The organism is Mesobaculum littorinae, from assembly GCF_004011175.1.
GTDB lineage: Bacteria > Pseudomonadota > Alphaproteobacteria > Rhodobacterales > Rhodobacteraceae > Tranquillimonas > Tranquillimonas littorinae.
The window spans coordinates 170117-194568 of record NZ_RQXX01000004.1 but is presented as its reverse complement, the minus strand read 5'-3'; the positions used below and the strand labels follow the sequence as shown (position 1 = coordinate 194568).

General features: G+C 68.1%; 27 protein-coding genes. 13 read left to right on the top strand and 14 right to left on the bottom strand.

What is annotated here, in order from left to right; translation table 11 throughout:
- The first annotated feature begins 14 nt into the window (after positions 1-14).
- Genes rpoZ through EKE94_RS13155 form a run of 4 tightly spaced genes read left to right on the top strand, consistent with a single transcriptional unit; the run spans position 15 to position 4001 of the window.
- Positions 15-371, top strand: coding sequence for a DNA-directed RNA polymerase subunit omega (rpoZ, locus tag EKE94_RS13170; protein WP_127907084.1), 357 nt, complete (start codon positions 15-17; stop codon positions 369-371).
- A gap of 44 nt (positions 372-415) precedes the next feature.
- Positions 416-2536: a RelA/SpoT family protein gene (locus EKE94_RS13165; RefSeq protein WP_127907083.1), complete on the top strand. Its 2121-nt coding sequence runs from the start codon at positions 416-418 to the stop codon at positions 2534-2536.
- 27 nt (positions 2537-2563) lie between these two features.
- Positions 2564-3199 (top strand): DUF2062 domain-containing protein, encoded by a 636-nt coding sequence (locus tag EKE94_RS13160; RefSeq protein ID WP_127907082.1) that lies wholly within the window; start codon positions 2564-2566, stop codon positions 3197-3199.
- Positions 3200-3254: 55 nt separating this feature from the next.
- Positions 3255-4001: a pyridoxine 5'-phosphate synthase gene (locus tag EKE94_RS13155; protein WP_127907081.1), complete on the top strand. Its 747-nt coding sequence runs from the start codon at positions 3255-3257 to the stop codon at positions 3999-4001.
- A gap of 163 nt (positions 4002-4164) precedes the next feature.
- On the opposite strand, the gene EKE94_RS13150 is transcribed toward EKE94_RS13155, so the two are convergent.
- Complete coding sequence (locus EKE94_RS13150; RefSeq protein WP_127907080.1) at positions 4165-5073, bottom strand: LysR substrate-binding domain-containing protein; 909 nt, start codon at positions 5071-5073, stop codon at positions 4165-4167.
- Between the two features lie 90 nt (positions 5074-5163).
- Here EKE94_RS13150 and EKE94_RS13145 point away from each other — a divergent pair, with 90 nt between their 5' ends.
- From EKE94_RS13145 to EKE94_RS13120, 6 genes are all read left to right on the top strand, one after another.
- Positions 5164-5412, top strand: a complete 249-nt coding sequence (locus EKE94_RS13145; RefSeq protein WP_127907079.1) for a hypothetical protein — start codon at positions 5164-5166, stop codon at positions 5410-5412.
- 37 nt (positions 5413-5449) lie between these two features.
- The gene (gene acpS / locus EKE94_RS13140; protein WP_127907078.1) at positions 5450-5848 is read left to right on the top strand and encodes a holo-ACP synthase; all 399 of its coding nucleotides are present in this window, start codon (positions 5450-5452) and stop codon (positions 5846-5848) included.
- 130 nt (positions 5849-5978) lie between these two features.
- On the top strand, positions 5979-6767 hold the full coding sequence (gene lepB / locus EKE94_RS13135) for a signal peptidase I (RefSeq protein ID WP_127907077.1): 789 nt from the start codon (positions 5979-5981) through the stop codon (positions 6765-6767).
- Entirely contained in the window at positions 6764-7450 is a 687-nt protein-coding gene (gene rnc / locus EKE94_RS13130) for a ribonuclease III (RefSeq protein ID WP_127907076.1), read from the top strand. Before lepB ends, rnc begins: the two co-directional genes overlap by 4 nt.
- A complete protein-coding gene (gene era, locus EKE94_RS13125; protein ID WP_127907075.1) occupies positions 7443-8366 on the top strand; it encodes a GTPase Era in 924 nt (307 codons plus the stop codon). Before rnc ends, era begins: the two co-directional genes overlap by 8 nt.
- A gap of 9 nt (positions 8367-8375) precedes the next feature.
- A complete protein-coding gene (locus EKE94_RS13120; RefSeq protein ID WP_127907074.1) occupies positions 8376-8708 on the top strand; it encodes a DUF1491 family protein in 333 nt (110 codons plus the stop codon).
- Positions 8709-8983: 275 nt separating this feature from the next.
- On the opposite strand, the gene EKE94_RS13115 is transcribed toward EKE94_RS13120, so the two are convergent.
- A complete protein-coding gene (locus tag EKE94_RS13115) occupies positions 8984-10324 on the bottom strand; it encodes an MBL fold metallo-hydrolase (RefSeq protein WP_164870925.1) in 1341 nt (446 codons plus the stop codon).
- Between the two features lie 46 nt (positions 10325-10370).
- Positions 10371-11129, bottom strand: coding sequence for a DUF1013 domain-containing protein (locus tag EKE94_RS13110; RefSeq protein ID WP_127907072.1), 759 nt, complete (start codon positions 11127-11129; stop codon positions 10371-10373).
- A 170-nt stretch (positions 11130-11299) separates the two neighbouring features.
- Between EKE94_RS13110 and EKE94_RS13105 the strand changes: the two genes are divergently transcribed.
- On the top strand, positions 11300-11947 hold the full coding sequence (locus tag EKE94_RS13105) for a ribonuclease T2 family protein (RefSeq protein ID WP_127907071.1): 648 nt from the start codon (positions 11300-11302) through the stop codon (positions 11945-11947).
- Positions 11948-11966: 19 nt separating this feature from the next.
- Here the strand turns inward: EKE94_RS13105 and EKE94_RS13100 are convergent, their stop codons facing one another.
- Positions 11967-12971 (bottom strand): NAD(P)H-quinone oxidoreductase, encoded by a 1005-nt coding sequence (locus EKE94_RS13100; protein ID WP_206615071.1) that lies wholly within the window; start codon positions 12969-12971, stop codon positions 11967-11969.
- A complete protein-coding gene (locus EKE94_RS13095) occupies positions 12971-13897 on the bottom strand; it encodes a COQ9 family protein (protein WP_328590495.1) in 927 nt (308 codons plus the stop codon). Before EKE94_RS13095 ends, EKE94_RS13100 begins: the two co-directional genes overlap by 1 nt.
- A gap of 114 nt (positions 13898-14011) precedes the next feature.
- Here EKE94_RS13095 and rpsU point away from each other — a divergent pair, with 114 nt between their 5' ends.
- Complete coding sequence (gene rpsU / locus EKE94_RS13090; protein WP_127907070.1) at positions 14012-14218, top strand: 30S ribosomal protein S21; 207 nt, start codon at positions 14012-14014, stop codon at positions 14216-14218.
- Between the two features lie 324 nt (positions 14219-14542).
- On the opposite strand, the gene EKE94_RS13085 is transcribed toward rpsU, so the two are convergent.
- From EKE94_RS13085 to EKE94_RS13060, 6 genes are all read right to left on the bottom strand, one after another.
- The gene (locus EKE94_RS13085) at positions 14543-15469 is read right to left on the bottom strand and encodes an electron transfer flavoprotein subunit alpha/FixB family protein (protein WP_127907069.1); all 927 of its coding nucleotides are present in this window, start codon (positions 15467-15469) and stop codon (positions 14543-14545) included.
- Positions 15469-16227, bottom strand: a complete 759-nt coding sequence (locus EKE94_RS13080) for an electron transfer flavoprotein subunit beta/FixA family protein (RefSeq protein WP_127907068.1) — start codon at positions 16225-16227, stop codon at positions 15469-15471. Before EKE94_RS13080 ends, EKE94_RS13085 begins: the two co-directional genes overlap by 1 nt.
- Before the next feature lie 171 nt (positions 16228-16398).
- A complete protein-coding gene (locus tag EKE94_RS13075; RefSeq protein WP_127907067.1) occupies positions 16399-16971 on the bottom strand; it encodes a cob(I)yrinic acid a,c-diamide adenosyltransferase in 573 nt (190 codons plus the stop codon).
- Position 16972: 1 nt separating this feature from the next.
- Positions 16973-17182, bottom strand: a complete 210-nt coding sequence (locus EKE94_RS13070; RefSeq protein ID WP_127907066.1) for a twin transmembrane helix small protein — start codon at positions 17180-17182, stop codon at positions 16973-16975.
- 183 nt (positions 17183-17365) lie between these two features.
- The gene (locus tag EKE94_RS13065) at positions 17366-18196 is read right to left on the bottom strand and encodes an SDR family NAD(P)-dependent oxidoreductase (RefSeq protein WP_127907065.1); all 831 of its coding nucleotides are present in this window, start codon (positions 18194-18196) and stop codon (positions 17366-17368) included.
- Between the two features lie 104 nt (positions 18197-18300).
- The gene (locus EKE94_RS13060; RefSeq protein ID WP_127907064.1) at positions 18301-18822 is read right to left on the bottom strand and encodes an SH3 domain-containing protein; all 522 of its coding nucleotides are present in this window, start codon (positions 18820-18822) and stop codon (positions 18301-18303) included.
- Positions 18823-18947: 125 nt separating this feature from the next.
- Between EKE94_RS13060 and EKE94_RS13055 the strand changes: the two genes are divergently transcribed.
- A complete protein-coding gene (locus EKE94_RS13055) occupies positions 18948-21329 on the top strand; it encodes a DNA topoisomerase IV subunit A (protein ID WP_127907063.1) in 2382 nt (793 codons plus the stop codon).
- 290 nt (positions 21330-21619) lie between these two features.
- Here EKE94_RS13055 and recR read toward each other — a convergent pair whose 3' ends face one another.
- Genes recR through EKE94_RS13040 form a run of 3 tightly spaced genes read right to left on the bottom strand, consistent with a single transcriptional unit; the run spans position 21620 to position 24434 of the window.
- Positions 21620-22243 carry a recombination mediator RecR gene (recR, locus tag EKE94_RS13050; protein ID WP_127907062.1) on the bottom strand — a complete coding sequence of 208 codons (624 nt, stop codon included), beginning with the start codon at positions 22241-22243 and terminating at the stop codon, positions 21620-21622.
- A 5-nt stretch (positions 22244-22248) separates the two neighbouring features.
- Positions 22249-22593, bottom strand: a complete 345-nt coding sequence (locus EKE94_RS13045; RefSeq protein ID WP_127907061.1) for a YbaB/EbfC family nucleoid-associated protein — start codon at positions 22591-22593, stop codon at positions 22249-22251.
- A gap of 56 nt (positions 22594-22649) precedes the next feature.
- Positions 22650-24434, bottom strand: a complete 1785-nt coding sequence (locus tag EKE94_RS13040; RefSeq protein WP_127907060.1) for a DNA polymerase III subunit gamma/tau — start codon at positions 24432-24434, stop codon at positions 22650-22652.
- Between the last annotated feature and the right edge of the window lie 18 nt (positions 24435-24452).

Here is a 24452-nt window from a genome sequence, read left to right as displayed (position 1 = left end):
GATCGGAGACATCCATGGCCCGCGTGACGGTTGAAGACTGCGTAGACAAGGTTCCGAACCGGTTCGAGCTGGTTATGCTCGCCGCCCATCGTGCCCGCGAAATCACCTCGGGCTCGGGCCTGAGCGTGGATCGCGACAACGACAAGAACCCGGTCGTCAGCCTGCGCGAAATCGCCGAAGAGACCCAGTCGGCCGAAGATCTGCGCGAGCGGATGATCGAAAGCCATCAGACCCAGATCGAGGTCGACGAACCCGAAGAGGACACGATGGCTCTGCTCATGGGCGGGGGCGAGACCGCCGACAAGCCTGACGAGGACCCCTCGGAAGAGCAGCTTCTGCGCGCACTGATGGCGGCCCAAGGCCAGCCGTAAGAAGGGGGCGGCCCTTGCCTGCAGGGGCCGGTGGACGGGCCGCAATGATCGACGCAGACGACCTGATCGCGCTGGTCCGTAACTACAATCCCAAGGCCGATGCCGACAAGCTGCGCGCCGCCTACGACTACGGCGCGCAGATGCACGACGGCCAGTTTCGCCAGTCCGGCGAACCCTATTTCACCCATCCCGTCGCCGTCGCCGCCATCCTCACCCACATGCGGCTGGACGATGCGACCATCGTGACCGCGCTGCTGCACGACACGATCGAGGATACCAAGTCGACCTATAACGAGATCTCGGGCCGCTTCGGTCGCGATGTCGCGGAACTGGTCGACGGGGTGACGAAGCTTACCAACCTTCAGCTGCATTCGTCCGAAACCAAGCAGGCTGAGAACTTTCGCAAGCTCTTCATGGCGATGTCGAAGGACTTGCGGGTCATCCTCGTCAAGCTGGCCGACCGCCTGCACAACATGCGCACGATCAAGTTCCAGCGCAGCGAAAAGCAGGTCCAGAAGGCGCGCGAGACGATGGAGATCTTCGCGCCGCTCGCCGGCCGCATGGGCATGCAGTGGATGCGCGAAGAGCTTGAGGACCTGGCGTTCCAGGTGCTCAACCCCGATGCGCGCACCTCGATCATCCGCCGTTTCATCCGGTTGCAGCACGAAACCGGCGACGTGATCGACCAGATCACCACCGACATCCGCCACGAACTGGACCGCGCCGGGATCGAGGCGCAGGTCTTCGGTCGCGCCAAGAAACCGTTCTCGATCTGGCGCAAGATGCAGGAAAAGGAGATGGGATTCTCCCGCCTTTCCGACATCTACGGCTTCCGCGTGATCTGTGGGTCCGAGGCCGATTGCTACGGCATCCTGGGCGTGATCCACCAGCGCTGGCGATCGGTGCCGGGGCGGTTCAAGGACTACATCAGCCAGCCCAAGTCGAACGGGTACCGCAGCATCCACACCACGGTGTCGGGGCGCGACGGCAAGCGGGTCGAGGTGCAGATCCGCACCCGCGAGATGCACGAGGTCGCCGAGACCGGCGTTGCCGCGCACTGGTCCTACCGTGACGGCGTGCCGGCCGAGAACAGGTTCGCGGTCGATCCTGCCCGCTGGATTTCCACCCTGACCGAACGGTTCGACGCTGCCGAGGATCATGACGAGTTCCTCGAGGCAGTGAAGCTGGAGATGTACCAGGACCAAGTGTTCTGCTTCACGCCCAAGGGCGACGTGGTCAAGCTGCCCAAGGGCGCGACGCCGCTGGATTTCGCCTATGCGATCCACACCCGGATCGGCGACAGCTGCGTCGGCGCCAAGGTCGACGCGATCCGCGTGCCCCTCTGGACCCGGCTGAAGAACGGCCAGTCGGTCGAGATCATCACCGCCGAGGGGCAGCGCCCGCAGGCGACGTGGATCGACATCGTGGCGACGGGCCGGGCCAAGTCCGCGATCCGCCGGTCGCTGCGGGAAGAGGACCGCGAACGCTTCATCAAGCTCGGAGCCGAGCTGGCGCGCGTGGCCTTCGACCACGTGGGCAAGCGCGCCACGACCAAGGCACTGGCCGCCGCCGCGCGGCAGATGGGCCTGCACGACGCCGACGTGCTGCTGGAGCGGCTGGGCTCGGGCGAGCTTACGGCGCGGACGGTCGTGCGCACCCTCTATCCCGACCTCGCCGGGACGGGTGGCGACGAAATCGACGCTGCCCGCGCGGTGCTGGGGCTGTCGCCGGAACAGACGTTCCAGCGCGCGCAATGCTGTCAGCCGCTTCCGGGCGAGCGAATCGTCGGCATCGCCTACCGCGGTCGCGGAGTCGTGATCCACTCGATCGACTGTCCCACCCTGGTCGAATTCGAAGAGCAGAACGAACGCTGGGTCGATCTGCACTGGCATTCCGGCCTGCATCCCGCGGTCAACACCGTCAGCTTCGAAATGACGATCGCCAACGGCGCCGGGGTGCTGGGGCGGATCTGCACCTTGATCGGCGAGAAGCAGGCCAACATCTCTGATCTGCGCTTCGTGGATCGCAAGCCCGACTTCTATCGCCTGCTCGTCGATGTTGATTTACGGGATGTGGAGCATATGCATGCAGTAATGCTGGCGCTCGAAGCCGAAAGCGACGTGGCGGCGATCACGCGGTACAGGGATCTCGATCGCAGGCCCTGACCCCGACGAGACAGGAGACCGAACCGGGTGGTATTCAAGCGGCGTCCGCAGCCCTGGCTGAACCGTCTGGGACGGTTCATCTATCCGCGCGGCGGATGGATACGGGCCGTGCGTTATGTCGTCTACCGCCTGCGTCGCCTTCCCGACCCGGCGCACAAGATCTCGCGCGGGATCGCCTGCGGCATCTTCGTCTGCTTCACCCCCTTCTTCGGCCTGCATTTCCTGATTTCGGGCGGCATGGCGTGGTTGATCCGCGGCAATGTCCTGGCGGCGCTGATGGCGACGTTCTTCGGCAATCCGCTGACCTTTCCGATCATCGCCGCGATGTCGGTCGAACTGGGGGCCAAGATCCTGGACACCGGCCATGCCGTGCCGCTGCATCAGGTCTTCGGCGCCTTCGGACAGGCCTCGGCCGAGCTGTGGGCGAACCTGCGTGCCGTCTTCACCTCGGACCCGACGCACTGGGGGCGGCTCGACGACTTTTTCTCGGGTGTGTTCCTGCCCTATCTGGTAGGCGGGCTGGTGCCGGGGCTGATCGCGGCGGTCGTGTCCTATGCGGTCACCCGCCCGGTGATCGCGGCTTACCAGAAGGCCCGCATCGGGCGATTGAAGAAGAGTTTTGCCGCCCGCCGGGCCAAGGCACAGGCGGCTAAGGCGGATTAGGGGCGGCTGGCGTGGCGGGGCCCCGGGACGCCGGAGACGAAAGGGAGGGGACGGCATGGCTGGCAGGCTCAGGCTCGGGGTCAATATCGACCATGTGGCGACGGTGCGGAACGCGCGGGGCGGCGACTATCCCGACCCCTACCGCGCCGCGCAGCTGGCCGAGGCCGCGGGCGCCGACGGCATCACCGCGCATCTGCGCGAAGATCGCCGCCACATCTCGGACGCCGACATCGCCGCGTTGTCCGAGGGGTTGTCGATCCCGCTCAACCTCGAGATGGCCGCCACCGAGGAGATGCAGAGCATCGCGCTGCGGCATCGCCCGCATGCCGTCTGCCTGGTCCCGGAGAAACGGCAGGAGCGGACCACCGAGGGCGGGCTCGAGGTCGCGCGTGACGAAAACCGACTGGCGCATTTCATCGCCCCCCTCGCGGCCTCGGGCTGCCGGGTGTCGATCTTCGTCGCTGCCCACCGCCCGCAGATCGAGGCCGCGCGGCGCATCGGTGCGGCCGTCGTCGAACTGCACACGGGCGCCTATTGCGACGCCCATGCCGAGGGGCGGCTGGCCGAGCGCGATGCCGAGCTGGAGCGCCTGACCGAGATGGCCGCGCTGGCCGCGGACCTCGGGCTTGAGGTGCACGCGGGCCATGGCCTGACCTACGACACCGTTGCGCCCATTGCCGCGCTGCCGCAGGTGGCCGAGCTGAATATCGGGCACTTCCTGATCGGCGAGGCGATCTTTCGCGGGCTGGGCCCCGCCATCGACGAGATGCGCCGCCACATGGACGAGGCCCGCACGACCTGAGACGCCGGCCAGCGGCCCCGCCGACATGACCGCCGACACCCGGCACGGCGCGGGCTGAATTGTGCCACTGTTGCCGTCTCCGGGTGGAGAGCGCAGCGCGGGCTGAGCGTCCGGCAGGCCCCGCAGCAGCAGGCCGGGCTGGGCTGCGTGGGCCGGGGCGCTGTCAGGGCACCACAGCGGGATCGCCCATGCGCTCCTCGGCCAAGGTCGCCATCAGCCAGCGGCGAAAGGCCTGCTGCGGCGGGGCGGGGCTGCGCGCGGGGTCCGAGACCAGCGCATAATGGTGCCGCGTGCGGGCATAGCGGGGGAACGGGGTGACAAGCTTGCCGTAATCCCGCCCCTCGCGGGCCAGAACCTCGAACGCGAGGAAGACACCCATGCCTGAAATCGCGGCGTCGAGGCACATCGAGGCATCGGGCAGCTCGATCCCCTCTTCCAGCATGTCGGACGACAACCCCACGGGCGCCAGCCAGTCGTCCCAGGTAAAAAGCGCGTCGGGGTCGCGGATGATCGGGACGGTCGCCAGGTCTTCGGGGGTCGCAAGCCGGGCCCCGACCTCGGGCGCGCAGACCGGCACGACCAGCAGGTCGAACAGCCGCTCGGCCCGGACCCCGGGCCACCCGCCGGGGCCGACCCGGATCGCATAGTCGACCTCGCCGCGCAGCGGATCGGCGAGGTGTGTGTCGATGTCCAGCCGCACCTTCACGCCGGGGTTCTGCCGGTAGAAGTCGCGCAGCCGCCAGACCAGCCAGCGGGTCGCGAAGATTGGTGCGACCGAGACCCGCACCACGTTGTCGCGCCGCCGCTCCAACGTGTCGAGCGCGCGGCCGATTTCCGAGAACCCGCGGCCCAGGCCCGCCAGCAGTTCGGCCGCCTCCGGCGTCGGCGTCATGCCGTGGCGGTCGCGCAGGAAGAGCGGCAGGCCAAGCTGCGCTTCGGCCCGCGCGATCTGTTGTGAAACGGCGCCCACCGACACGCCAAGCGCCCGCGCCGCCTGCGATAGGCTGCCATCGCGGGCCACCGTGGCCGCGGCCCGCAGGGCGTTCAGGGGAATGCGGTCGGCGCCTTTCATTTAGCCAAGCTTAAGGGGTGCGCCCCATTTCTGCAATTTCACAAACTCCTCACAACGCCGATCTAAAGACCAAGCAAAAGGAATATCGCAATGTTCACGTTTCTCGCCCTTCTGGGGCGCAGGCCGCCTGTCGCCTCCACCCCGCCCGATCCGCTGGATCACCCCGACCTGCGCGGCATGCGGCCCGATCAACTGGCCGACCTGCCGGTGCCGCGCCACCCGACGCCGCCCCACCCAACGCCGACGTCCGAGACGCCGCAGCCGCAGGCCGTGCCGTCGTCCACTCACGCGCCCGCCCCCCGGGCGGGATGCGCCTATCCAAGCGCGCCGCGGGCGTGATAGGGGCGGGGTCACGCAACTGGAGGCTTTCCGCGCGATGATCCTGGGCATTGGCACCGACCTGGCCAATATCGACCGCATCGCGGCGACGCTCGACCGGTTCGGCGATCGGTTCCGCAACCGCGTCTTCACCGAGACCGAGCAGCGCAAGGCCGCGCGGCGCGCCGACGTGGCGGGCACCTATGCCAAGCGCTGGGCCGCGAAAGAGGCCTGTTCGAAGGCGCTGGGCACCGGCCTGCGCATGGGCATCGCCTGGAGGGACATGGCCGTGTCGAACCTGCACACCGGCCAGCCGGTGATGGAGGTCACGGGCTGGGCGCGCGCGCGGCTCGAGGCGATGACGCCCGCGGGCCACAGCGCGGTGATCCATGTCACCCTGACCGACGATCACCCTTGGGCGCAGGCCTTCGTGGTGATCGAGGCGCGGCCGCTCTAGACCGCGGCGGGCTGCTGCGGCCGTCGGCGCGGGGCGCCTCCGTCACGCTCCGGTGACGGGGCTCGCCTTGACAGCCTGCCCCCCGGCGCCCATGAAGCGCGGGACTTTTTCCGTTCAAGGACAGGCGCTGATGGCGACGAAGGCCGACAAGCAGGATGGCGTGTGGGAGACGGTGAAGACCATCGTCTACGCGCTGCTCATCGCAGGGATTTTCCGGACGCTGTTCTTCCAGCCCTTCTGGATTCCCACGGGATCGATGAAGGACACCCTGCTCGTCGGCGATTTCCTCTTCGTCAACAAGATGGCTTATGGCTATTCGCAGTATTCCTGCCCCTTCGGCCTGTGCTCCTTCATCGACGACCGCTGGCTGGGGTCCGAGCCCGAGCGCGGCGATGTCGTCGTCTTTCGCCACCCCGTCACGGGGTCGGATTTCATCAAGCGGCTGATCGGTCTGCCGGGCGACGAGATCCAGGTGCAGGACGGTGTGCTCTACATCAACGGCGAAGCCGCGCCGCAGGTGCCGGCGGGCGAGTTCGTCGAGGAATATGCCCAGCAGGGCAGCGTCGGGAACCTGCCGCAATGCGCAAATGCCGGCGTCGGGATCGGCGGCGACTGCATCAAGGAGCGGTTTCGCGAAACCCTTCCCAACGGGGTCGAACACGACGTGCTGAACATCCGGCAGGGCCCCTATGACAACACCAATGTCTACACGGTCCCCGAAGGGCACTACTTCTTCATGGGCGACAACCGCGACAACTCGACCGACAGCCGGGTCAGCCCGAATGCCATGGGCGTGGGCTTCGTGCCCGAGGAAAACCTGATCGGCCGGGCCGACCGGGTGATCTTTTCCTCGGCGGGGCGGCGGATGCTCTACTTCTGGACCTGGCGCGGCGACCGCTTCTTCGAGGCGATCGAGTGACGCTATCGGCCGAGCTGAGCGCCTTTGCCGGCAGGCTGGGCCACGATTTCGCGCGGCCCGAGCTTTTGCGTCGGGCCCTGACGCATTCTTCGATCTCGTCGCTGTCGCGCCCCGACAACCAGAGGCTGGAATTCCTGGGTGACCGGGTGCTGGGGCTGGTCATGGCCGACGCGCTGCTGCGGGCCGATCGCGCCGCGGCCGAGGGGCTGCTGGCGCCGCGCTTCAACGCGCTGGTGCGCAAGGAGACCTGCGCCGACATCGCCTCCCAGATCGGGCTGGGGCAGGTGCTCAAGCTTGGCCGGTCCGAGCAGATGTCGGGCGGGCGGCGCAAGGCGGCGCTCCTGGGCGACGCGATGGAGGCGGTGATCGCGGCGGTCTACCTCGATGCCGGGCTCGACGCGGCGCGGCAGGTGATCCTGCGGCTCTGGGGCAGCCGGATCGACACGGTCGAGGCCGACGCACGCGATCCCAAGACCAGCCTGCAGGAATGGGCGCAGGGCCGGGGCGAGCCGCCGCCGGTCTATACCGAAACGGCGCGGACCGGGCCGGACCACGCGCCGGTCTTCACGATCGAGGCGCGGCTGGCCGGCGGCCAGACTGCGGTGGCCGAGGCGGGGTCGAAACGGGCCGCCGAGCAGGCCGCCGCGCGGGCGCTGTTGGACAAGGTGACCGGACATGAATGACACCCAAGACACCCCGACGCGGGCCGGGTTCGTCGCGCTGATCGGCGAGCCCAACGCGGGCAAGTCCACGCTGCTGAACCGGATGGTCGGGGCCAAGGTCTCGATCGTCACGCACAAGGTGCAGACGACGCGGGCGCGGATCCGCGGCGTGGCGCTGGAAGGCGCGGCGCAGATCGTCTTTGTCGACACGCCGGGCATCTTCCGCCCACGGCGCCGGCTGGACCGGTCGATGGTCGCCGCCGCGTGGGGCGGGGCGGCGGATGCCGATGTCGTGGTGCTGCTGGTCGAGGCGCATCGCGGGATCACCCCGGGGGTCGAGGCGATCCTGATCGCGCTGGACGAGCAGCTGACGGGGCGCCCCGTGCTTCTGGCCATCAACAAGATCGACCGTGTCGAGCGACCCAGGCTTCTGGCCCTGACGGCCGAGCTGAACCAGCGCTTCGCCTTTGCCGAGACCTTCATGATCTCGGCCGAGAAGGGCTATGGCGTCGCCGACCTGCGCGTCCACCTCGCCGGTGCGTTGCCCGAGGGGCCGTGGCTGTATCCCGAGGACCAGATCGCCGATCTGCCGATGCGCATGATCGCGGCCGAGGTGACGCGCGAAAAGCTGACCCTGCGCCTGCACCAGGAACTGCCCTACCAGCTGACGGTCGAAACCGAGAGCTGGGAGGAAAAGGACGACGGCTCGGCCCGGATCGAGCAGGTGATCTATGTCGCCCGCGACGGCCACAAGGGCATCGTGCTGGGCCGCAAGGGCGAGACGGTCAAGGCCGTGGGCCAGGCGGCCCGGACGGATCTGGAAGAGTTCCTGGGCCGCAAGGTGCATCTGTTCCTGCAGGTCCGCGTGCGGCCCAACTGGCTGGAAGAGGCCGAGCGCTATTCCGAGATGGGGCTCGATTTCGGCGAAGGGAGCTGAGGACTGCCCGTGGCCCGGCTGACCGCCGATTTCTGGGTGCATGCCTACTTGGCGCGTCTGCGGCTGGCCGATATTCCGGCCTTCGTCGTCGCCCGGGGGGATGCCACGGCCGGGGCCGTGATCGTGAAGCAGGCGACACTGGACGGGATGGCGACGCTCTATCAGCGCAGCTTCGACCTGATGACCGGGGATCGCCGCTGGGTCGTGCTGGCCGAGGGCGCGGAGGCCGAGGTCGACGCCACGATCGAACGGCAGCGCCGCAGCGACCCCGATCTCTGGGTCATCGAGGTCGAGGATCGTGCCGGACGCCATCTTCTGGACGAACCGGGCCTGTCTGACTGATCCACGCCGCCGCGGCGGGCCATTGGAGGCCATCGCGGACGCGGCGGACAGGGGAGGCTGCCGTTTCACGTGGCACAAAAGCGAAGGTCAGCGCCCCGCGGGCCAGAGGTTCCCTGTACATGCTGGCCGCGGGGCGCGTCTGGTAGCTGAAGACACGGCCCCTTGGTTTCCCAGCCCCCGGAGCCGCAGCCCCAGAAGAGCCCGGTATCCTTAATTTTTGCTTAAGAGCGGTCGCCATGCCGTTGCCGAAGAGGCAGGGGCAAGCGCGGGCCGGACTAGGCGTGAAAGGCCGAGAGGCAGTAGTAGAGCCCGCGCTCGAACACGTCCGGATCGCGCCGGAACGCAAGGTGCGAGCCGATCTCGGCGTTGTTCCAGTGGGCGAAGCGGGGACCGCGCAGCAGCCGCCCCAAAAGCCGCCGGTCGCAGGCGATCTGGACCACCGGGCCGTCGTCGGGGGCGGCGTCCGCCGGCACGGTCCGGGGCGGGCGTGTCGCGGTGAAGTCCACCGCAAAGCCGTTGCCGTCGCCCACGACGATCCGGGTGCCCGAGGCAAAGCCGATCTGGTCGGCCTTGCGCGCAAAGCGCGGCCAGGCCGCCGCGGCCAGGTCGAAGAGCGTGGCGTCGTCTTCGACCGCGTCTTCGTCGAAGTCATAGGGCGCGGCGCGCGTGCTTTCGACGAAGGCGGCCACGTCCTCGGCCGACGCGGGGCGATAGGGCGCCTCGGCCTCGCCGCGGTCGACATCGAATCCCTTGCCCGCGTTCAGAAGGAAGCCCCGCCCGGTGGGGGCGCCGCTCTTGCCCAGCCGCTCTTCGATCTCCGCCAGCGCGGTGTCGAGCGCAGGGACCCCGCGATGGGCGTTGAGCGGCCCCAGACGCCCGCCCAGCACGTAGGTGCCGGCGAAGGGCATGTAGGACGAAGGCTCGACATGACGGATATACTTGACCGCCTGGGCGATGAACTGGTCGTGCTTGCGCTCGGCCGCGCGGGATTTCAGCGCATCATCCGAAAAGGTAAAGCACTGCGGGAAGGGACCGGCCCCGGCATAGCCGACCAACAGGCAATCGATGCGGGGATGGCGGGCCTTCACCTTGTCCAGCACGCGGGTGGCAAGCTCGTAGGGGCAGTCGTTGGTGTTCAGCAACGCGTGCATGCCGTCCGAGATCACGGCGAGGCTGTCGATCTGGGTGAACCTGAAGTCGCGTTCCACCGGGGCGCAGCCGAAGAACTTGCCGCAGAGCTCGGGGTCGCAGTCGTCGGCGGCGAAGATTTCGATGCTGGCGCCGCCGCCCAGGTCGAAGGGCGCACCATGCGGCAGCTCGATCACCTCGAAGCCCAGCGATTCGATGTTCCGTTTCAGGAACTTTTCGTCGAACTTATGGATCAGAACGGGCTTGGTGCGATCGAGCCGCTCCAGCGTCTTGCGGCTCATGTGGTCGGGGTGGATGTGACTGACGTAGATCCAGTCATACTCCAGATCCTCGGGTGCCATGGGCAGGGGCGGGTAGTGATACCACGACCCGTAATATTCGCCCTGCACAAGCCACGGGTCGGTCAGGATGCGCTGGCCGCCCGCCTCGACGATGACACTGGCCGATTGCAGATGCGTCAGGCGCATGGGCGTGCCCCTTTTCCACGGGAAGTCGTGCGCGGGGCGACCGGGATCAGTCCCGGTCGTCCTCATCCTCGTCGTCCGCGTCGTTGGGCAGGTTGAAAAAGCTGTCGGCGTCGGCGACGTCGCGCTCATCTTCCTTCAGTTCCTCGCCCGAATTGGACAGCGTGAAGGTCTCCAGACCCGAGATCGAGCTGGGAACCTTGGGCTCGTCGCCCATTTCGAGGCTCTGCTCGGTCGAAACCAGACGCCGGCGTTCGTCGTCGGTCATCACCGCGCCTTCGCGGGCCTTCTTGGCGGCGGCCTTCTGGACGGCGGCGTCCAGTTCGGACTGCCGGCACAGACCCAGCGCCACGGGGTCGATCGGCTGGATGTTCTGGATGTTCCAGTGGCTGCGGTCGCGGATCGACTGGATCGTCGGCTTGGTGGTGCCCACCAGCTTGGCAATCTGCGAATCCGCCAGTTCGGGGTGGAACTTCACCAGCCACAGGATCGACGCGGGCCGGTCCTGCCGCTTGGACAGCGGGGTGTAGCGGGGGCCGCGGCGCTTTTCCTCGCCGACGGCGGCAAGGTTGAACTTGAGCTTCAGGCGGTGCAGCGGATCGGCCTCGGCCTTGTCGATCTCGGACTGTTCCAGCTGGTTGTTCTGGACCGGGTCGAACCCTTTCACGCCCGCGGCGACGTCGCCGTCGGCGATGCCCTGAACCTCAAGTTCGTGCAGCCCGCAGAACTCGGCGATCTGCTTGAAGCTGAGCGTGGTGTTGTCGACAAGCCAGACGGCGGTGGCCTTGGCCATGATCGGTTTGTTCATCGCGTGACTCTCCTTCGGGCTCCCCGTCCGGTCCTCGGGCTCCCCGTGGCGGGCGTCGCCGCCCAATGAGGCCTTGGCCGGGGAAAACGGCCGGTCCGGCTGGACCATATCCTCGTTTTCGGGGAAGTTGATTCCCATATAGTCGCCCGATCCAGCGGAGAAAAGCCGAAATGCAACGCTTTCTTGTCACTCTGCTGTGCGGACTGGCGTTTTTGCCCGCGCCGATCCTGGCCGAGGGCGAGCGTGCGGGCGCCTTCGACTACTGGGTGCTCGCCTTGTCGTGGTCGCCCAACTGGTGCGCGACCGAAGGCGCGGCCCGCGGATCGGAGCAGTGCGATCCCGAGGCGGCGCGCGGCTGGGTGCTGCACGGGCTCTGGCCGCAGTATGAGGCCGGCTGGCCCTCATACTGCTCGGGCGCCGCGCAGGACCCGTCACGCGCCGAAACCGGGCAGCGGGCCGACCTGTTCGGCGACGCGGATGCGGCGTGGTACCAATGGAAGAAGCACGGGCGCTGCTCGGGCATGGCGCCCGGCGCCTACTACGACACGGCGCGCGCCGCCTTCGACGCGGTGATCAAGCCCGACGTCTTTGCCCGGATGACCGACCCGCTGCGGATGCCGACCGCGGTGGTCGAGGAGGCGTTTCTCGAGGCCAATGCCGGACTGTCGGCCGACATGATCACGATCACCTGCAAGGGCGACCGCATCCGCGAGGCGCGTGTCTGCCTGTCGCGGGATGGGCTGGATCCGCGGATCTGCGGCGCGGATGTGATCCGCGACTGCACCGCGCAGGATGCGCTGATGGCGCCGATCCCCTGACGGGACCGGCGCCGAAGCGTCACGCGCCGCCCGCGACCTTCAGGACGATCTTGCCGATATGGGACGAGGTCTCCATGCGCGCATGTGCCTGCGCGGCCTCCTCCAGCGGGAACTCGGAATCCATCACCGGCGCCACGCGGCCCGCGGTCAGCAGAGGCCAGGCATGCGCCAGCAGGTTCTCGGCAATCCGTGCCTTGGCCAGGTCGCTTTGCGGGCGCAGCGTCGATCCGGTCAGCGTCAGCCGCTTTGCCATGACCTGGGCAAAGTTCAGCTCGGCCTTCGGACCGCCGAGGAAGGCGATCATCACCAGCCGCCCGTCGGGCGCCAGCGTGCGCACGTTGCGCGGGATGTAGTCGCCTCCCACCATGTCGAGGATCAGGTTCGCGCCGCCTTCGGCGCCCAGGATCTCCTCGAAATCCTCCTCGCGGTAGTTGATGGCCCGCTCGGCCCCGAGCCTTTCGCAGGCGGCGCATTTCTCGGCCGATCCGGCGGTGGCAAAGACCCGGACCCCCAGCGCGTGGGCCAGCTGGATCGCCACGGTGCCAATGCCCGAAGACCCGCCGTGGACCAGGAACCGTTCGCCCGCCTGCAATCCGCCCCGGTCGAAAACATTGCTCCAGACGGTAAAGAACGTCTCGGGCAGGCAGGCGGCTTCGCGCAGCGACATGCCGTCGGGGACGGGCAGGGCGTGGGCGGCGTCGGTTTCGGCGAACTCGGCATAGCCGCCGCCGGGCAGCAACGCGCAGACCCGGTCGCCCACCTGCCACTGCGCCACGCCCGCGCCGACGGCCGCGACGGTCCCCGACGCCTCCAGCCCGGGAAGATCGCTGGCCCCTGGCGGCGGCGCGTAGGCACCCGCGCGCTGCAGCGCATCGGGTCGGTTCACCCCGGCCCAGTCGACGCGGATCACGATGCGACCGGCGCCGGGTTGCGGCACCGGTCGGGTGACCGGCGTCAGGACCTCGGGGCCGCCCGGTTCCGAGATTTCGACGGCGCGCATGCTCTGCGGCAGCTCCAGCGGCATCAGCGGCGCCCCCCCGGGGCGGCAGAGCCCGGAGCCGCGCCTTGAGGCGCCCGCGATCCGGGCCAGCGCCCGGGCAGGGGGCCGCGGCGCGGCGGCTTGACGCGTGACATTGCCCAGTTGGGCCCGGCAAAGAGAACCTTCAGGACCGGATTTTTGCGGGTCTGCGCCTTGAAGGTTTCGATCTTCATCACCTCGTCGATGCGGCGCTCGAGAAAGTCCCACGTGTCCCGTTGTCCGGGCGAATCGTCGCCCAGCCAGAACAGGAGCGTGGCACCGTAGACGCCCGACAGCGTCGCGCGCTTGGTGTACCAGTTGGCATCGGTCGAGGTGTCGCCAAGCTCGGTCCAGATCCGGTCGGCGGTCTGCCAGACGGCGCGCGCCCCGTCGCCGGCATGCACAGGCAGGGCAAAGAGCGTCGCGGCGCGGCGCACAGCCTCGCGGTCTGGGACCAGTTCCAGCCGGATGCGCACCGCCCGGGCGATGCGGTCGCGAAACCGCAGGTCGTCCAGCCGTTCCGCGGCCAGCCGGTCCGCCATGCGGTCGTCGCCGCGGCGATGGAAGGCCAGCGCAAGGTCGACGCCGCCCCGCGGGAACAAGGCGCGCGCCTCGTGCAGCGGTACGTCGGCGTCGCGGGCGGCCCCGATCAGGGTGGCGGTCGACCAGCCGTCGAAGGCCACGTGCATCAGCGCCGCGTCGAGGATGGCGTCCCGCGGCTCGACATGGATCCGTCCCTCGCCCATGGTGGCGCCCGCAGCTCCGCCGGCGGAAAACCGGTCCTGCGCGGACAGATCCTCGCGGGCAGGGCCGGCGGCAGCGCGGGGGGTTTCGGGCCCGGGGCTGGTCTCGGGCCCGGGAGTGGTCTCAGGATCGGCGCCGGGGGTGGGCACGGGGCCCGGGACGGGGCCGGCTTCGGGGCCATCGGTCATTGCATCTCCTCCAGTTGGCGGCGGAAGTGGTGGACAAACTAGGGTTGGTTTGCTATATGGCCACTTCCTGCAATATTTCCCGAAACCCTAACTTAGAAAGGTGGTGACAACCACATGCAGGTCAGCGTTCGCGACAACAATGTCGATCAGGCCCTCCGGGCCCTGAAAAAGAAGCTGCAGCGTGAGGGCGTCTTCCGCGAGATGAAGCTTCGGCAACATTTCGAGAAGCCCTCCGAGAAGAAGGCGCGCGAGAAGGCCGAGGCCGTCCGCCGTCAACGCAAGCTTGCGCGCAAGAAGGCGCAACGCGAAGGTCTTCTCTGAGGCCGCATCACTGAACGCTTCGGGGCCGTCACGGCTTCGTCGAGACGACCCCCGGGCTTACCGCTTCGGGGGTTTGTCGTTTTTAAGGGATGGCAGACGGCGTCCGCGCAGCCGCAAGCAGAAAGCTGTGCTGCCGCGAACGGACTGGTCTCCGTCCGGGCCGCCGGCCATGACCGACTTGGCTCCCCCCCCCCACACAGCCCGCCGCCCGTCCAGCCCGGAGGGTCCACGGGAAACGAAACAGGGGCCCCGCGGGACCCCTGCTTCTTCTCTTCTGAAATACTCCACGGGGGTGCGGGGGTGTGAAACCCCCGCGGCCGTCCGTCACAGCTTTTCGGTCAGGTCCGGCAGCAGCTCGAACAGGTCGCCCACAAGCCCAAGGTCGGCCACCTGGAAGATCGGCGCCTCCTCGTCCTTGTTGATCGCGACGATCACCTTGCTGTCCTTCATCCCCGCAAGGTGCTGGATCGCGCCCGAGATGCCGACGGCGATATAAAGGTCGGGCGCCACCACCTTGCCGGTCTGGCCCACCTGCCAGTCGTTCGGGGCGTAGCCGGAATCCACCGCCGCGCGCGACGCGCCCACCGCGGCGCCCAGCTTGTCGGCCAGTTTCTCGATCAGCTGGAAATTCTCTTCCGAACCGATGCCGCGGCCGCCCGAGACGACGATGCTGGCGCTCGTTAGGTCCGGCCGATCGCTTTCGGCGACCTTGTCCTCGACCCAGGACGACAGGCCGGGATCTTCGCCGGTCGCGACATCCTCGACCGGAGCCTGCCCGCCCGTAGCGGCGGCGTCGAAGGACGAGGTGCGGATCGTCAGGACTTTCTTGGCGTCCTTCGATTTCACCGTCTGCACGGCGTTGCCGGCATAAACGGGGCGCTCGAAGGTGTCGGCGTCGATCACGCCCGACACGTCCGAGATCACCATCACATCCAGAAGCGCCGCGACACGGGGCAGGATGTTCTTGGCATCCGTGGTGGCGGGCGCCGCGATATGGTCGTAATCGCCCGCAAGGCTCACCAGAAGTGCCGCGGTGGGCTCGGCGAGGCGGTGACCGTAAAGCGCATCTTCCGCGACCAGCACCTTGGCCACGCCGTCGATAGTCGCGGCCTGGGCTGCGGCGTCCTTCGCCGTCTCGCCGCAGCACAGAAGCGTGATGTCGCCCAGCGGTTTCGCGGCGGCTACGGCCTTGGCGGTGGCATCCATGGCGAGGGCGCCGTCGGTGACCTCGGCCAGCATCAGAACAGCCATCAGACCAGCCCCTTTTCTTTGAGTTGCGTGACGAGTTCGTCAACCGACCCCACAATCTGTCCGGCCTGACGTTCGGCCGGTTCGGTCGTCTTCACCACTTCGAGCCGCGGCGCGACGTCGACACCGACATCGGCGGCGGTCTTTTCGTCCAGCGGCTTCTTCTTGGCCTTCATGATGTTGGGCAGCGACGCGTAGCGCGGCTCGTTCAGGCGCAAATCGACCGACACGATGGCGGGCATCTTGACCTCGATCGTCTGCAGCCCGCCGTCGACTTCGCGGGTGACCTTGGCGGCCTCGCCCTCGATCTCGAGCTTGCTGGCAAAGGTGGCCTGGCTCCAGCCCAAAAGCGCGGCCAGCATCTGGCCGGTGGCGTTCATGTCGTTGTCGATGGCCTGCTTGCCGCAAAGCACGAGGCCCGGCTGTTCCTCGTCGATCACGGCCTTCAGGATCTTGGCGACGGCGAGGGGTTCGATATCCTGGTGCACGTCGTCGGCGGCAACCACCAGGATCGCCCTGTCGGCGCCCATCGCCAGCGCGGTGCGCAGGGTTTCCTGCGCCTGCTTCACGCCGATCGACACGGCGATGACCTCGTCCGCTGTGCCCTTTTCCTTGAGGCGGATGGCCTCTTCGACGGCGATTTCGTCGAAGGGGTTCATCGACATCTTGACGTTGGCCAGATCGACGCCCGAGCCGTCCGATTTCACCCGGACCTTCACGTTGTAGTCGATCACCCGCTTCACGGGCACGAGGATTTTCATCCGCAGCTCTCCCTTTCCTGCACCGGGCCGGAGCGGGCCCGTGTCGCAGCGGAACCTAAACCGCCTCTGCGCCGGTCAACAAGACGCTTGCGACGAATGCGGGCCCGAACCCGTCGCGCGCCCCGAAAACGTCGCGTCGGACGGGCGCCGGGGCACGCCTGGCCGACCAGTCTAGCGGTTGGCGCCGGGGGTCCAGAGCACGTCGTCGCGGCCACCGTCATTGGCCATGCGCGCGGCCACGAACAGCCAGTCCGACAGGCGGTTGAGGTAGCGGATCGCGGCCTCGGTCACGGGCTCTTCATTGGCCAGCGCCACGGTCAGGCGCTCGGCCCGCCGCGCGACCGTGCGGGCCAGGTGCAGGTGCGCGGCCAGCGCCGACCCGCCAGGCAGGACAAAGCTGCGCAGCGGTTCGAGATTGGCGTTCATCGCGTCGATCTCGGATTCCAGCCGACCGGTCTGGGCGTCGGACATGCGCAGCGGCGGATGGTCTTCTGTCTCTTCGCCTTCGCGGGCCGGGCGGCAGAGATCTGCGCCCAGGTCGAACAGGTCGTTCTGGATCGCCGCCAGCCGGGCGTCGCCGTCGTCGGCTGCGTGCTGCCGGGCCATGCCCAGCGTCGCGTTCAGCTCGTCGACCGTGCCGTAGGCCTCGACCCGCAGGGAATCCTTGCGCACCCGCGTACCGTTGCCCAGCGCGGTCTCTCCGCTGTCGCCGGTGCGGGTGTAGATGCGGTTCAGGACGACCATCTCAGCTTCCCCCGAGGCTGCGGACAAAGACGAAAAGCAGGATCAGCCCGACGGCAACAGCCTGCGCGATGATGCGCAGCCGCATGATCCGGTTGGCGTGGCGCCTGTTGAACTCACCGCCCTTGGCGAAGCCGCCGATGCCGACCATCAGGATGCACAGCACCCCGATCACCGCGATGGCGGCGACGATGAAGAGGGGATCCTTGCCCATGCGAACCTCCGTTCCTGTTCCGGCCTGACATAGCCCGGTTCGCGGGCTTTGGCGACCGTGGCGGATCGTCCCGCTGCGCGCCCCGGCTGGGCCAGGCGTCGACGGCAGAAATGCAGGTGTCTTCGGAGGGCGCGTGTCTTCGCAGGGCGCGGTGGCGGCGGATCGCTGCCTGTGGCCCGGTTGCTAGCTGCGTGACAGAACCCGGTCCAGCAGCGGGTCGGGCAGGGCGCGGCGCAGGAGGCCGGCACCCTTGGCCGGGACCGTCACGCGGTAGCGCGCGCGGGGGCGCGGGTGGTCGAGCGCACGGGAAATCACCGCCGTCACCGCCTCGGGCGGCAATTCGAAGCGGTCGCCGGTATCTGTGCCGTAGAGCCGTTTGAGGAGCGAATTGCGGTATTGCTCGGCCCGGGCCGACCCCTCCCAGTCGATCCAGCGTTCGAACTGCTTGATGGCGTTCTGCCGGAACGCCGTGCCGATGGGGCCCGGCTGGATCAGGATGACCTTTATCGGCGTGTCCCGCATTTCCAGCCGCAGCGCGTCTGTCAGTCCTTCCAGCGCGAATTTCGTCGCGGAGTACGCGCCGCGCCACGGGGTCGAGACGTAGCCCAGCACCGACGAGCAATTCAGGATGCGCCCGTGCCCCTGTGCCCGCATCACGGGGATCACGCGGCGAGTCAGGTCATGCCAGCCGAACAGGTTCGATTCGAAGATGGACCGCAGCGCATCGCGCGGCAGATCCTCGACCGCGCCCGGGATCGCGTAGGCACCATTGTTGTACAGCGCGTCGAGCGTGCCGCCGGTGGCGTCGATCACCCGCGCCAGCGCCGCCTCGATCGAGGCGGGATCGGCATAGTCCAGCGGGAAACTCTCAAGACCTTCCGCCGCGAGGCCCGCGCAGTCCTCGGGGTTTCGGCAGGTGGCGAAGACGCGCCACCCGTTACGCGACAGACCCAGCGCGGCGTCGCGGCCGATCCCGCTGGAACACCCGGTGATCAGAATGCTTCTGCGCGCCATACCGCACCCCTGTCCGCGGCCCTGTGCCATGCTTTTCATGCCGAAAGGGCCGCCCGTTACAGGCGGCCCCGTCGTTCATTCGATTCTCGGGTGCCCGAGCCGGATCAGCCCTGACGACTATCGAGGAACTTACCGTAGATATACGCGGTCTTGCCGGTTTCCAGGCGGATGCGGTACCAGCCGCCCTCTTGTTCCAGCATCTCGGCCCTGTCACCCTCGGCCGCTCTGCCGACGACCGGATTGCTGGTCGAAGGGCCGGAACGCAGGTTCACGTTGCTGCCGCTCACGTACCACAGATCCTTTGCGGCCGCAGCTTCGGCCTGCGTCGGAGCCGCGGAGGCGGGTTCGACAACGGCGACCCGGGCCGGGGCAGGGCGCTCATAGCTTTGAGATGCGGCGATGGCCCGCGCGACGGCGCCATCGTAATCGTCGATTGCCAGGCGGTCTTGCTTGGGCTCGCCGGTGGCCGGATCGACCTCGGACGCGTTGGCGGCACCCAGAAGGCCACCGCCGATGTCGCCGCCCCGCGTCACCTCGACCCCGGCGACGTCGACGGGGCGGTCCCCGCCTGCCACGGCCATGGTGATGTAAAGTCCCGCAATCAGCATAGCCGTCAGCCGGATCATGTCTCGTTCCCTCGTCACTTGGCACAGTTCGAACGGCGCGGCGCCGCGATGACGCCACGGACCGTCGTCCGCCTGTTCCTATCCCACCGCTTTACGCCAACGATCCCGGCGGCTATCCAACCGGTATGAGCGACACAGATTCCGGCCCAATCTCCAGCGACCTGTCCGAACCTCTTCGTCGCGCCATTGGCGAGCGCTATCTTCAGTATGCGCTTAGCACGATCATGCATCGCGCGCTTCCCGACGCCCGCGACGGTCTGAAGCCCGTGCATCGTCGAATCCTTTATGCAATGCGCGAATTGCGACTGGGTTCCACCGGAGGGTTCAGGAAATCGGCCAAGATCGCCGGTGACGTGATGGGGAACTACCACCCGCACGGCGACGCCGCGATCTACGACGCGATGGCGCGGCTGGCGCAGGATTTCAACGTCCGCTACCCGCTGGTCGACGGGCAGGGCAACTTCGGCAACATCGACGGCGATAACCCGGCCGCCTCGCGCTATACCGAAGCGCGGATGACCGCCGCGGCCGAGGCGCTGCTGGAAGGGCTGGCCGAGGACGCGGTGGATTACCGCGAAAATTACGACGGCACGCTCAGCGAACCCGTGGTGCTGCCCGCCGCCTTCCCGAACCTGCTGGCCAACGGGTCGAGCGGGATCGCGGTGGGCATGGCCACCAATATCCCGCCGCACAACATCGACGAGCTGGTCGGTGCCTGCCTGCACCTGATCAAGACGCCGGATGCGCGCGACGACACGCTTCTGAATTACGTGAAGGGGCCCGATTTCCCCACCGGCGGCGTGCTGGTCGAGCCGCCCGAATCGATCGCCGAGACCTACCGGACCGGGCGCGGCGCCTTCCGTCTGCGCTGCCGGTGGGAGAAGGAGGACCTGGGCCGCGGGCAATGGCAGATCGTCATCACCGAAATTCCGTTCCAGGTGCAGAAGTCGAAGCTGGTCGAACGCATCGCCGAGCTGATCCAGACCAAGAAGGTGCCGATCCTCGCCGACATCCGGGATGAAAGCGCCGACGACGTGCGGATGATCCTCGAACCGCGGTCGCGCAGCGTCGACCCGGACGTGCTGATGAACATGCTTTACCGCAACTCGGATCTCGAGGTGCGGTTCTCGCTCAACATGAACGTTTTGATCGACGGGCGCACGCCCAAGGTCTGTTCGCTGAAGGAGGTTCTGCGCGCGTTTCTGGATCACCGCCGCGACGTGCTGCAGCGCCGGTCGCGCCACCGGCTGGCCAAGATCGACCGGCGGCTCGAGGTGCTGGGCGGCTTCATCCTCGCCTTCCTCAACCTCGACCGGGTGATCGACATCATCCGCTACGACAACGATCCAAAGACCGCGCTGATGTACGAGGACTGGTCGACCGCGCACCAGGCGGGCATCCCGCGCGCGATGACCGAGGCCGAGTATCGTTCGCCCCTGGCGGGCGTCGCGCCCGACACGCTGGTCACGCAGCCCGACCCGGCCGCGGGCGAAGAGGCGCCCAAGCGTTTCCCGGGCCGCGATCTGTCGGACGTGCAGGTCGAGGCCATTCTCAACATGCGGCTGCGCAGCCTGCGCCGTCTCGAAGAGATCGAGTTGCGGCGCGAACGCGACGCGCTGATGGACGAGCGCGCGGGGATCGAGGAACTCCTCGGCTCGGAAGAGCTGCAATGGGTCCGTATCGGCGAGGAACTGCGCGAGGTGCGCAAGCAGTTCGGACGCGACACGCCGCGCGGTCAGCGCCTGACCCAGCTTGCCGAGGCGGGCGTGGTCGAGGAGGTGCCGATCGAGGCGATGATCGATCGCGAACCGATCACGGTCGTCTGCTCGAAGATGGGCTGGATCCGGGCGATGAAGGGCCATATCGCGCTGGATGGCGAGCTGAAGTTCAAGGACGGCGACGGCCCGCGCTTCATCTTCCATGCCGAAACCACCGACCGGCTGCTGGTCATGGGCACCAACGGGCGGTTCTACACCCTGTCGGCGGCGAACCTGCCGGGCGGGCGCAGCATGGGCGAGCCGGTGCGGCTGATGGTCGATCTGCCGAACGAAGCCGACATCGTCACGATCTTCACCCACGACAAGACCCGCAAGCTGCTGGTGGCATCCTCGGCGGGGGACGGGTTCATCGTGCCTGAGGCCGAGATCGCGGCGCAGACCCGCGCGGGGCGGCAGGTCCTGAACGTGCGCGGCGACGAGGTGCGCGCCAAGATCTGCACCGCAGTTACGGGCGACCATGTCGCGGTGGTGGGCGAGAACCGCAAGATGCTGGTCTTCCCGTTGTCCGAGCTGCCCGAGATGACGCGCGGCAAGGGCGTGCGGCTGCAGAAATACAAGGATGGCGGCCTGTCCGACGCGATCACCTTCGCGCTGGCCGACGGCCTGTCGTGGCAGGATGCCGGTGGCCGGACCCGGCGCGAACCCGTGCTGGACGAATGGATTGCAAAGCGCGCCAGCGCCGGCCGCATGGCGCCGCGCGGCTTCCCGCGCGACAATCGTTTTACCTGAGCAAGGTCGGCGGCGCGGCGTTGCCCTGCGCCGCCCTTTCTGTTCGGTAGCTTCCGGGCCGCGCCTGAGGGCCTCCGCCGCGTCCGCCTGCGCAAGGCTGCCCGCCGTTCGTTTTCCGGGCCGAGAGTGCCGCGCCCGGGTGCAGGGCGATGCCCCCGGAACGGTGCGGACAGGTCGGGGCGTGGTCATCGATGATGACTCGGGACACGACTTTTCACGCGGGTCGCGCCGGACTTCTGGGGCGGAATGCACACCGAAGTGCCGGTTCCGCGCTCTCGCGGGATACGGCCCTAGAAGCTGCGGCGGGCGCGCAGGGCGGCGGTGATGGTGCCATCGTCGAGGTAATCGAGCTCGCCGCCGATGGGCACGCCCTGTGCCAGCGAAGTCAGGCGCGCGCCGGTCCCCTCCAGCGCATCGGCGATGTAATGCGCCGTGGTCTGGCCGTCGACGGTGGCGCCAAGGGCAAGGATCACCTCGCTCACCCCCTCGTCCGCGACGCGCTGCACCAGCTTGGGGATGCGCAGATCCTCGGGCCCGATCGAATCCAGCGCGGACAGGGTGCCGCCCAGAACGTGATAGCGCCCGCCGAAGACCTGCGCGCGTTCCATGGCCCACAGGTCCGCGACGTCTTCGACCACGCAGATTTCGCCGGTCGCGCGCTTTTCGTTGCGGCAGATATGGCAGACCTCGGCGCCCGAGATGTTGCCGCAGACAAGGCATTCGCGCGCACTGGCCGCCACGTTGTGCATCGCGTCGGCCAGCGGCGTCATCAGCAGCGCGCGCTTCTTGACAAGGTGCAGCACGGCACGCCGCGCCGACCGGGGCCCAAGGCCCGGCAGCTTCGCCATCAGCGTGATAAGCGCCTCGATCTCTTCCGAGGCGTTCTGGCGGGGGGCGCCGGGGCGGTCGTCCATAGGCCTCAGAACGGCATCTTCATGCCGGGCGGCAGGCCAAGCCCGTCGGTGACCTTGGCCATCTCTTCCTGGCTTCGGGTCTGGGCCTTTTGCTGGGCGTCCTTGATCGCGGCGAGGATCAGATCCTCGACCACTTCCTTCTCGTCTGGATTGAAGATCGACGGATCGATGTCGAGCGCGGTCAGCTCGCCCTTGGCCGTGGCCGTCGCCTTGACGAGGCCGGTGCCGGACTCGCCGGTGACGGTGATCCGCTCCAGCTCTTCCTGCATCTCGGCCATCTTGCCCTGCATCTCCTGGGCCGCCTTCATCATCTTGCCCATATCGCCGAGCCCGCCCAATCCCTTGAACATCGCGTCGTCTCCCTGAAACCTCGTTTGCCCCCATGTGGCGTGCCTGCGGGGGGTGTTCAATCCTCTTCGAACGGATCCCATTCCTCATCGACCTCGGGCAGGGCCTCTGCCGCCGCCTCGGCCTCGATCTCCTGGGCGGTGCGGATCTCGCGGATCTTCGCGCCGGGAAAAGCCGACAGCGCCGCCTGCACCAGCGGGTGCCGCTCGGCCTCGGCGCGCATGGCCAGCTCTTCGGCGTCGCGCTCTTCGGCGATAGTCTTGGCGCCGCCGCGGCCCACGACCGACACCGCCCAGCGGACGCCGGTCCACATCTGCAGTCGCTGCGCCAGCCGGGCGGCGAGGTCGCGGGGGGCATCCTCGGTCGGCTCGAACTCGATCCGGCCGGGCGCATAGGCGGCAAGACGCACGCAGGTCTCGACCTCGATCAGAAGCTTGGCGTCGCGGTTGGCGCGGATCAGTTCGACCACCGCGGGGAAGCTGTGGAACCGGGCAAGGCCCGCGTCGGGCGCCTGTGCCTGCGCGGTGGCCGCGCCCGAGGGGCCCTGCGGAGCGGATCGGCTGACATAGCCCTGCGCGGTGCCCGCATGGCCGGCCCCGCTGCCACCGCCCCCGCCACCACCACCGGACCCCGCGCCCTGCGGGCCCGGGCCGCCCTGTGGCGCGGGCGCCTCGGGGCGGGGGCTGTCCTGCAGCTTGCGCACCAGATCGCCCGGGGTGGGCAGGTCGGCCACATGGGTCAGGCGGATGATCGCCATCTCGGCTGCCATCATCGCGTTGGGGGCGCCTGCCACTTCCTCAAGCGATTTCAGCAGCATCTGCCACATCCGCGTCATCACCCGCATCGGCAGCTTTTCGGCCATCGACAGGCCGCGGGCGCGTTCGTCGGGGCCGACCGTCGGATCCTCGGCCGCGTCGGGCGTGATCTTGATGACCGAGATCCAGTGCGTGATCTCGGCCAGGTCGCGCAGCACCGCCATCGGGTCGGCGCCCTCGGCATACTGGCTGGAAAGCTCGGTCAGCGCTCCGGGCGCGTCGCCCGCCATGACCATGTCGAAAAGGTCCAGGACGCGGCCGCGATCGGCCAGGCCCAGCATCGCGCGCACCTGTTCGGCGGTGGTTTCCCCAGCGCCATGGCTGATCGCCTGGTCGAGCAGCGACTGCGCGTCGCGCGCCGAACCTTCGGCGGCGCGGGTGATCAGCATCAGCGCCTCGTCGGTAATCTCGGCGCCCTCGGCCCCGGCGATGCGGCGCAGCATGGCCAGCATCTCCTCGGGCTCGATCCGGCGCAGGTCGAAGCGCTGGCAGCGCGACAGGACGGTGACGGGGACCTTGCGGATCTCGGTCGTGGCGAGGATGAACTTGGTGTGCGGGCGCGGTTCCTCGAGCGTCTTCAGCATCGCGTTGAAGGCTGAGGTGGACAGCATGTGCACCTCGTCGATGATGAAGACCTTGAACCGGCCCTGCGCCGGGCGGCCCTCGGCCATTCGGTTGATCTCGCGGATCGAATCGACGCCGGTCGACGATGCCGCGTCGATTTCGAGCACGTCGATGAACCGGCCTTCCGAGATCCGGCGGCAGGGTTCGCAGACCCCGCAGGGGGTCGTGGTCGGGCCGCCGTTGCCATCGGGGCCCACGCAGTTCAGCCCCTTTGCGATGATGCGGGCGGTTGTCGTCTTCCCGGTGCCGCGGATGCCCGTCATGATGAAGGCCTGCGCGATGCGGTCGCTTTCGAACGCGTTCTTCAGCGTGCGGACCATCGCCTGCTGACCCACGAGATCGGCAAAGGTCTCGGGGCGGTACTTGCGGGCGAGCACCTGATAGGCGGGGGCATCGTCGGACATGGGGGCCTTGCGGTCTTT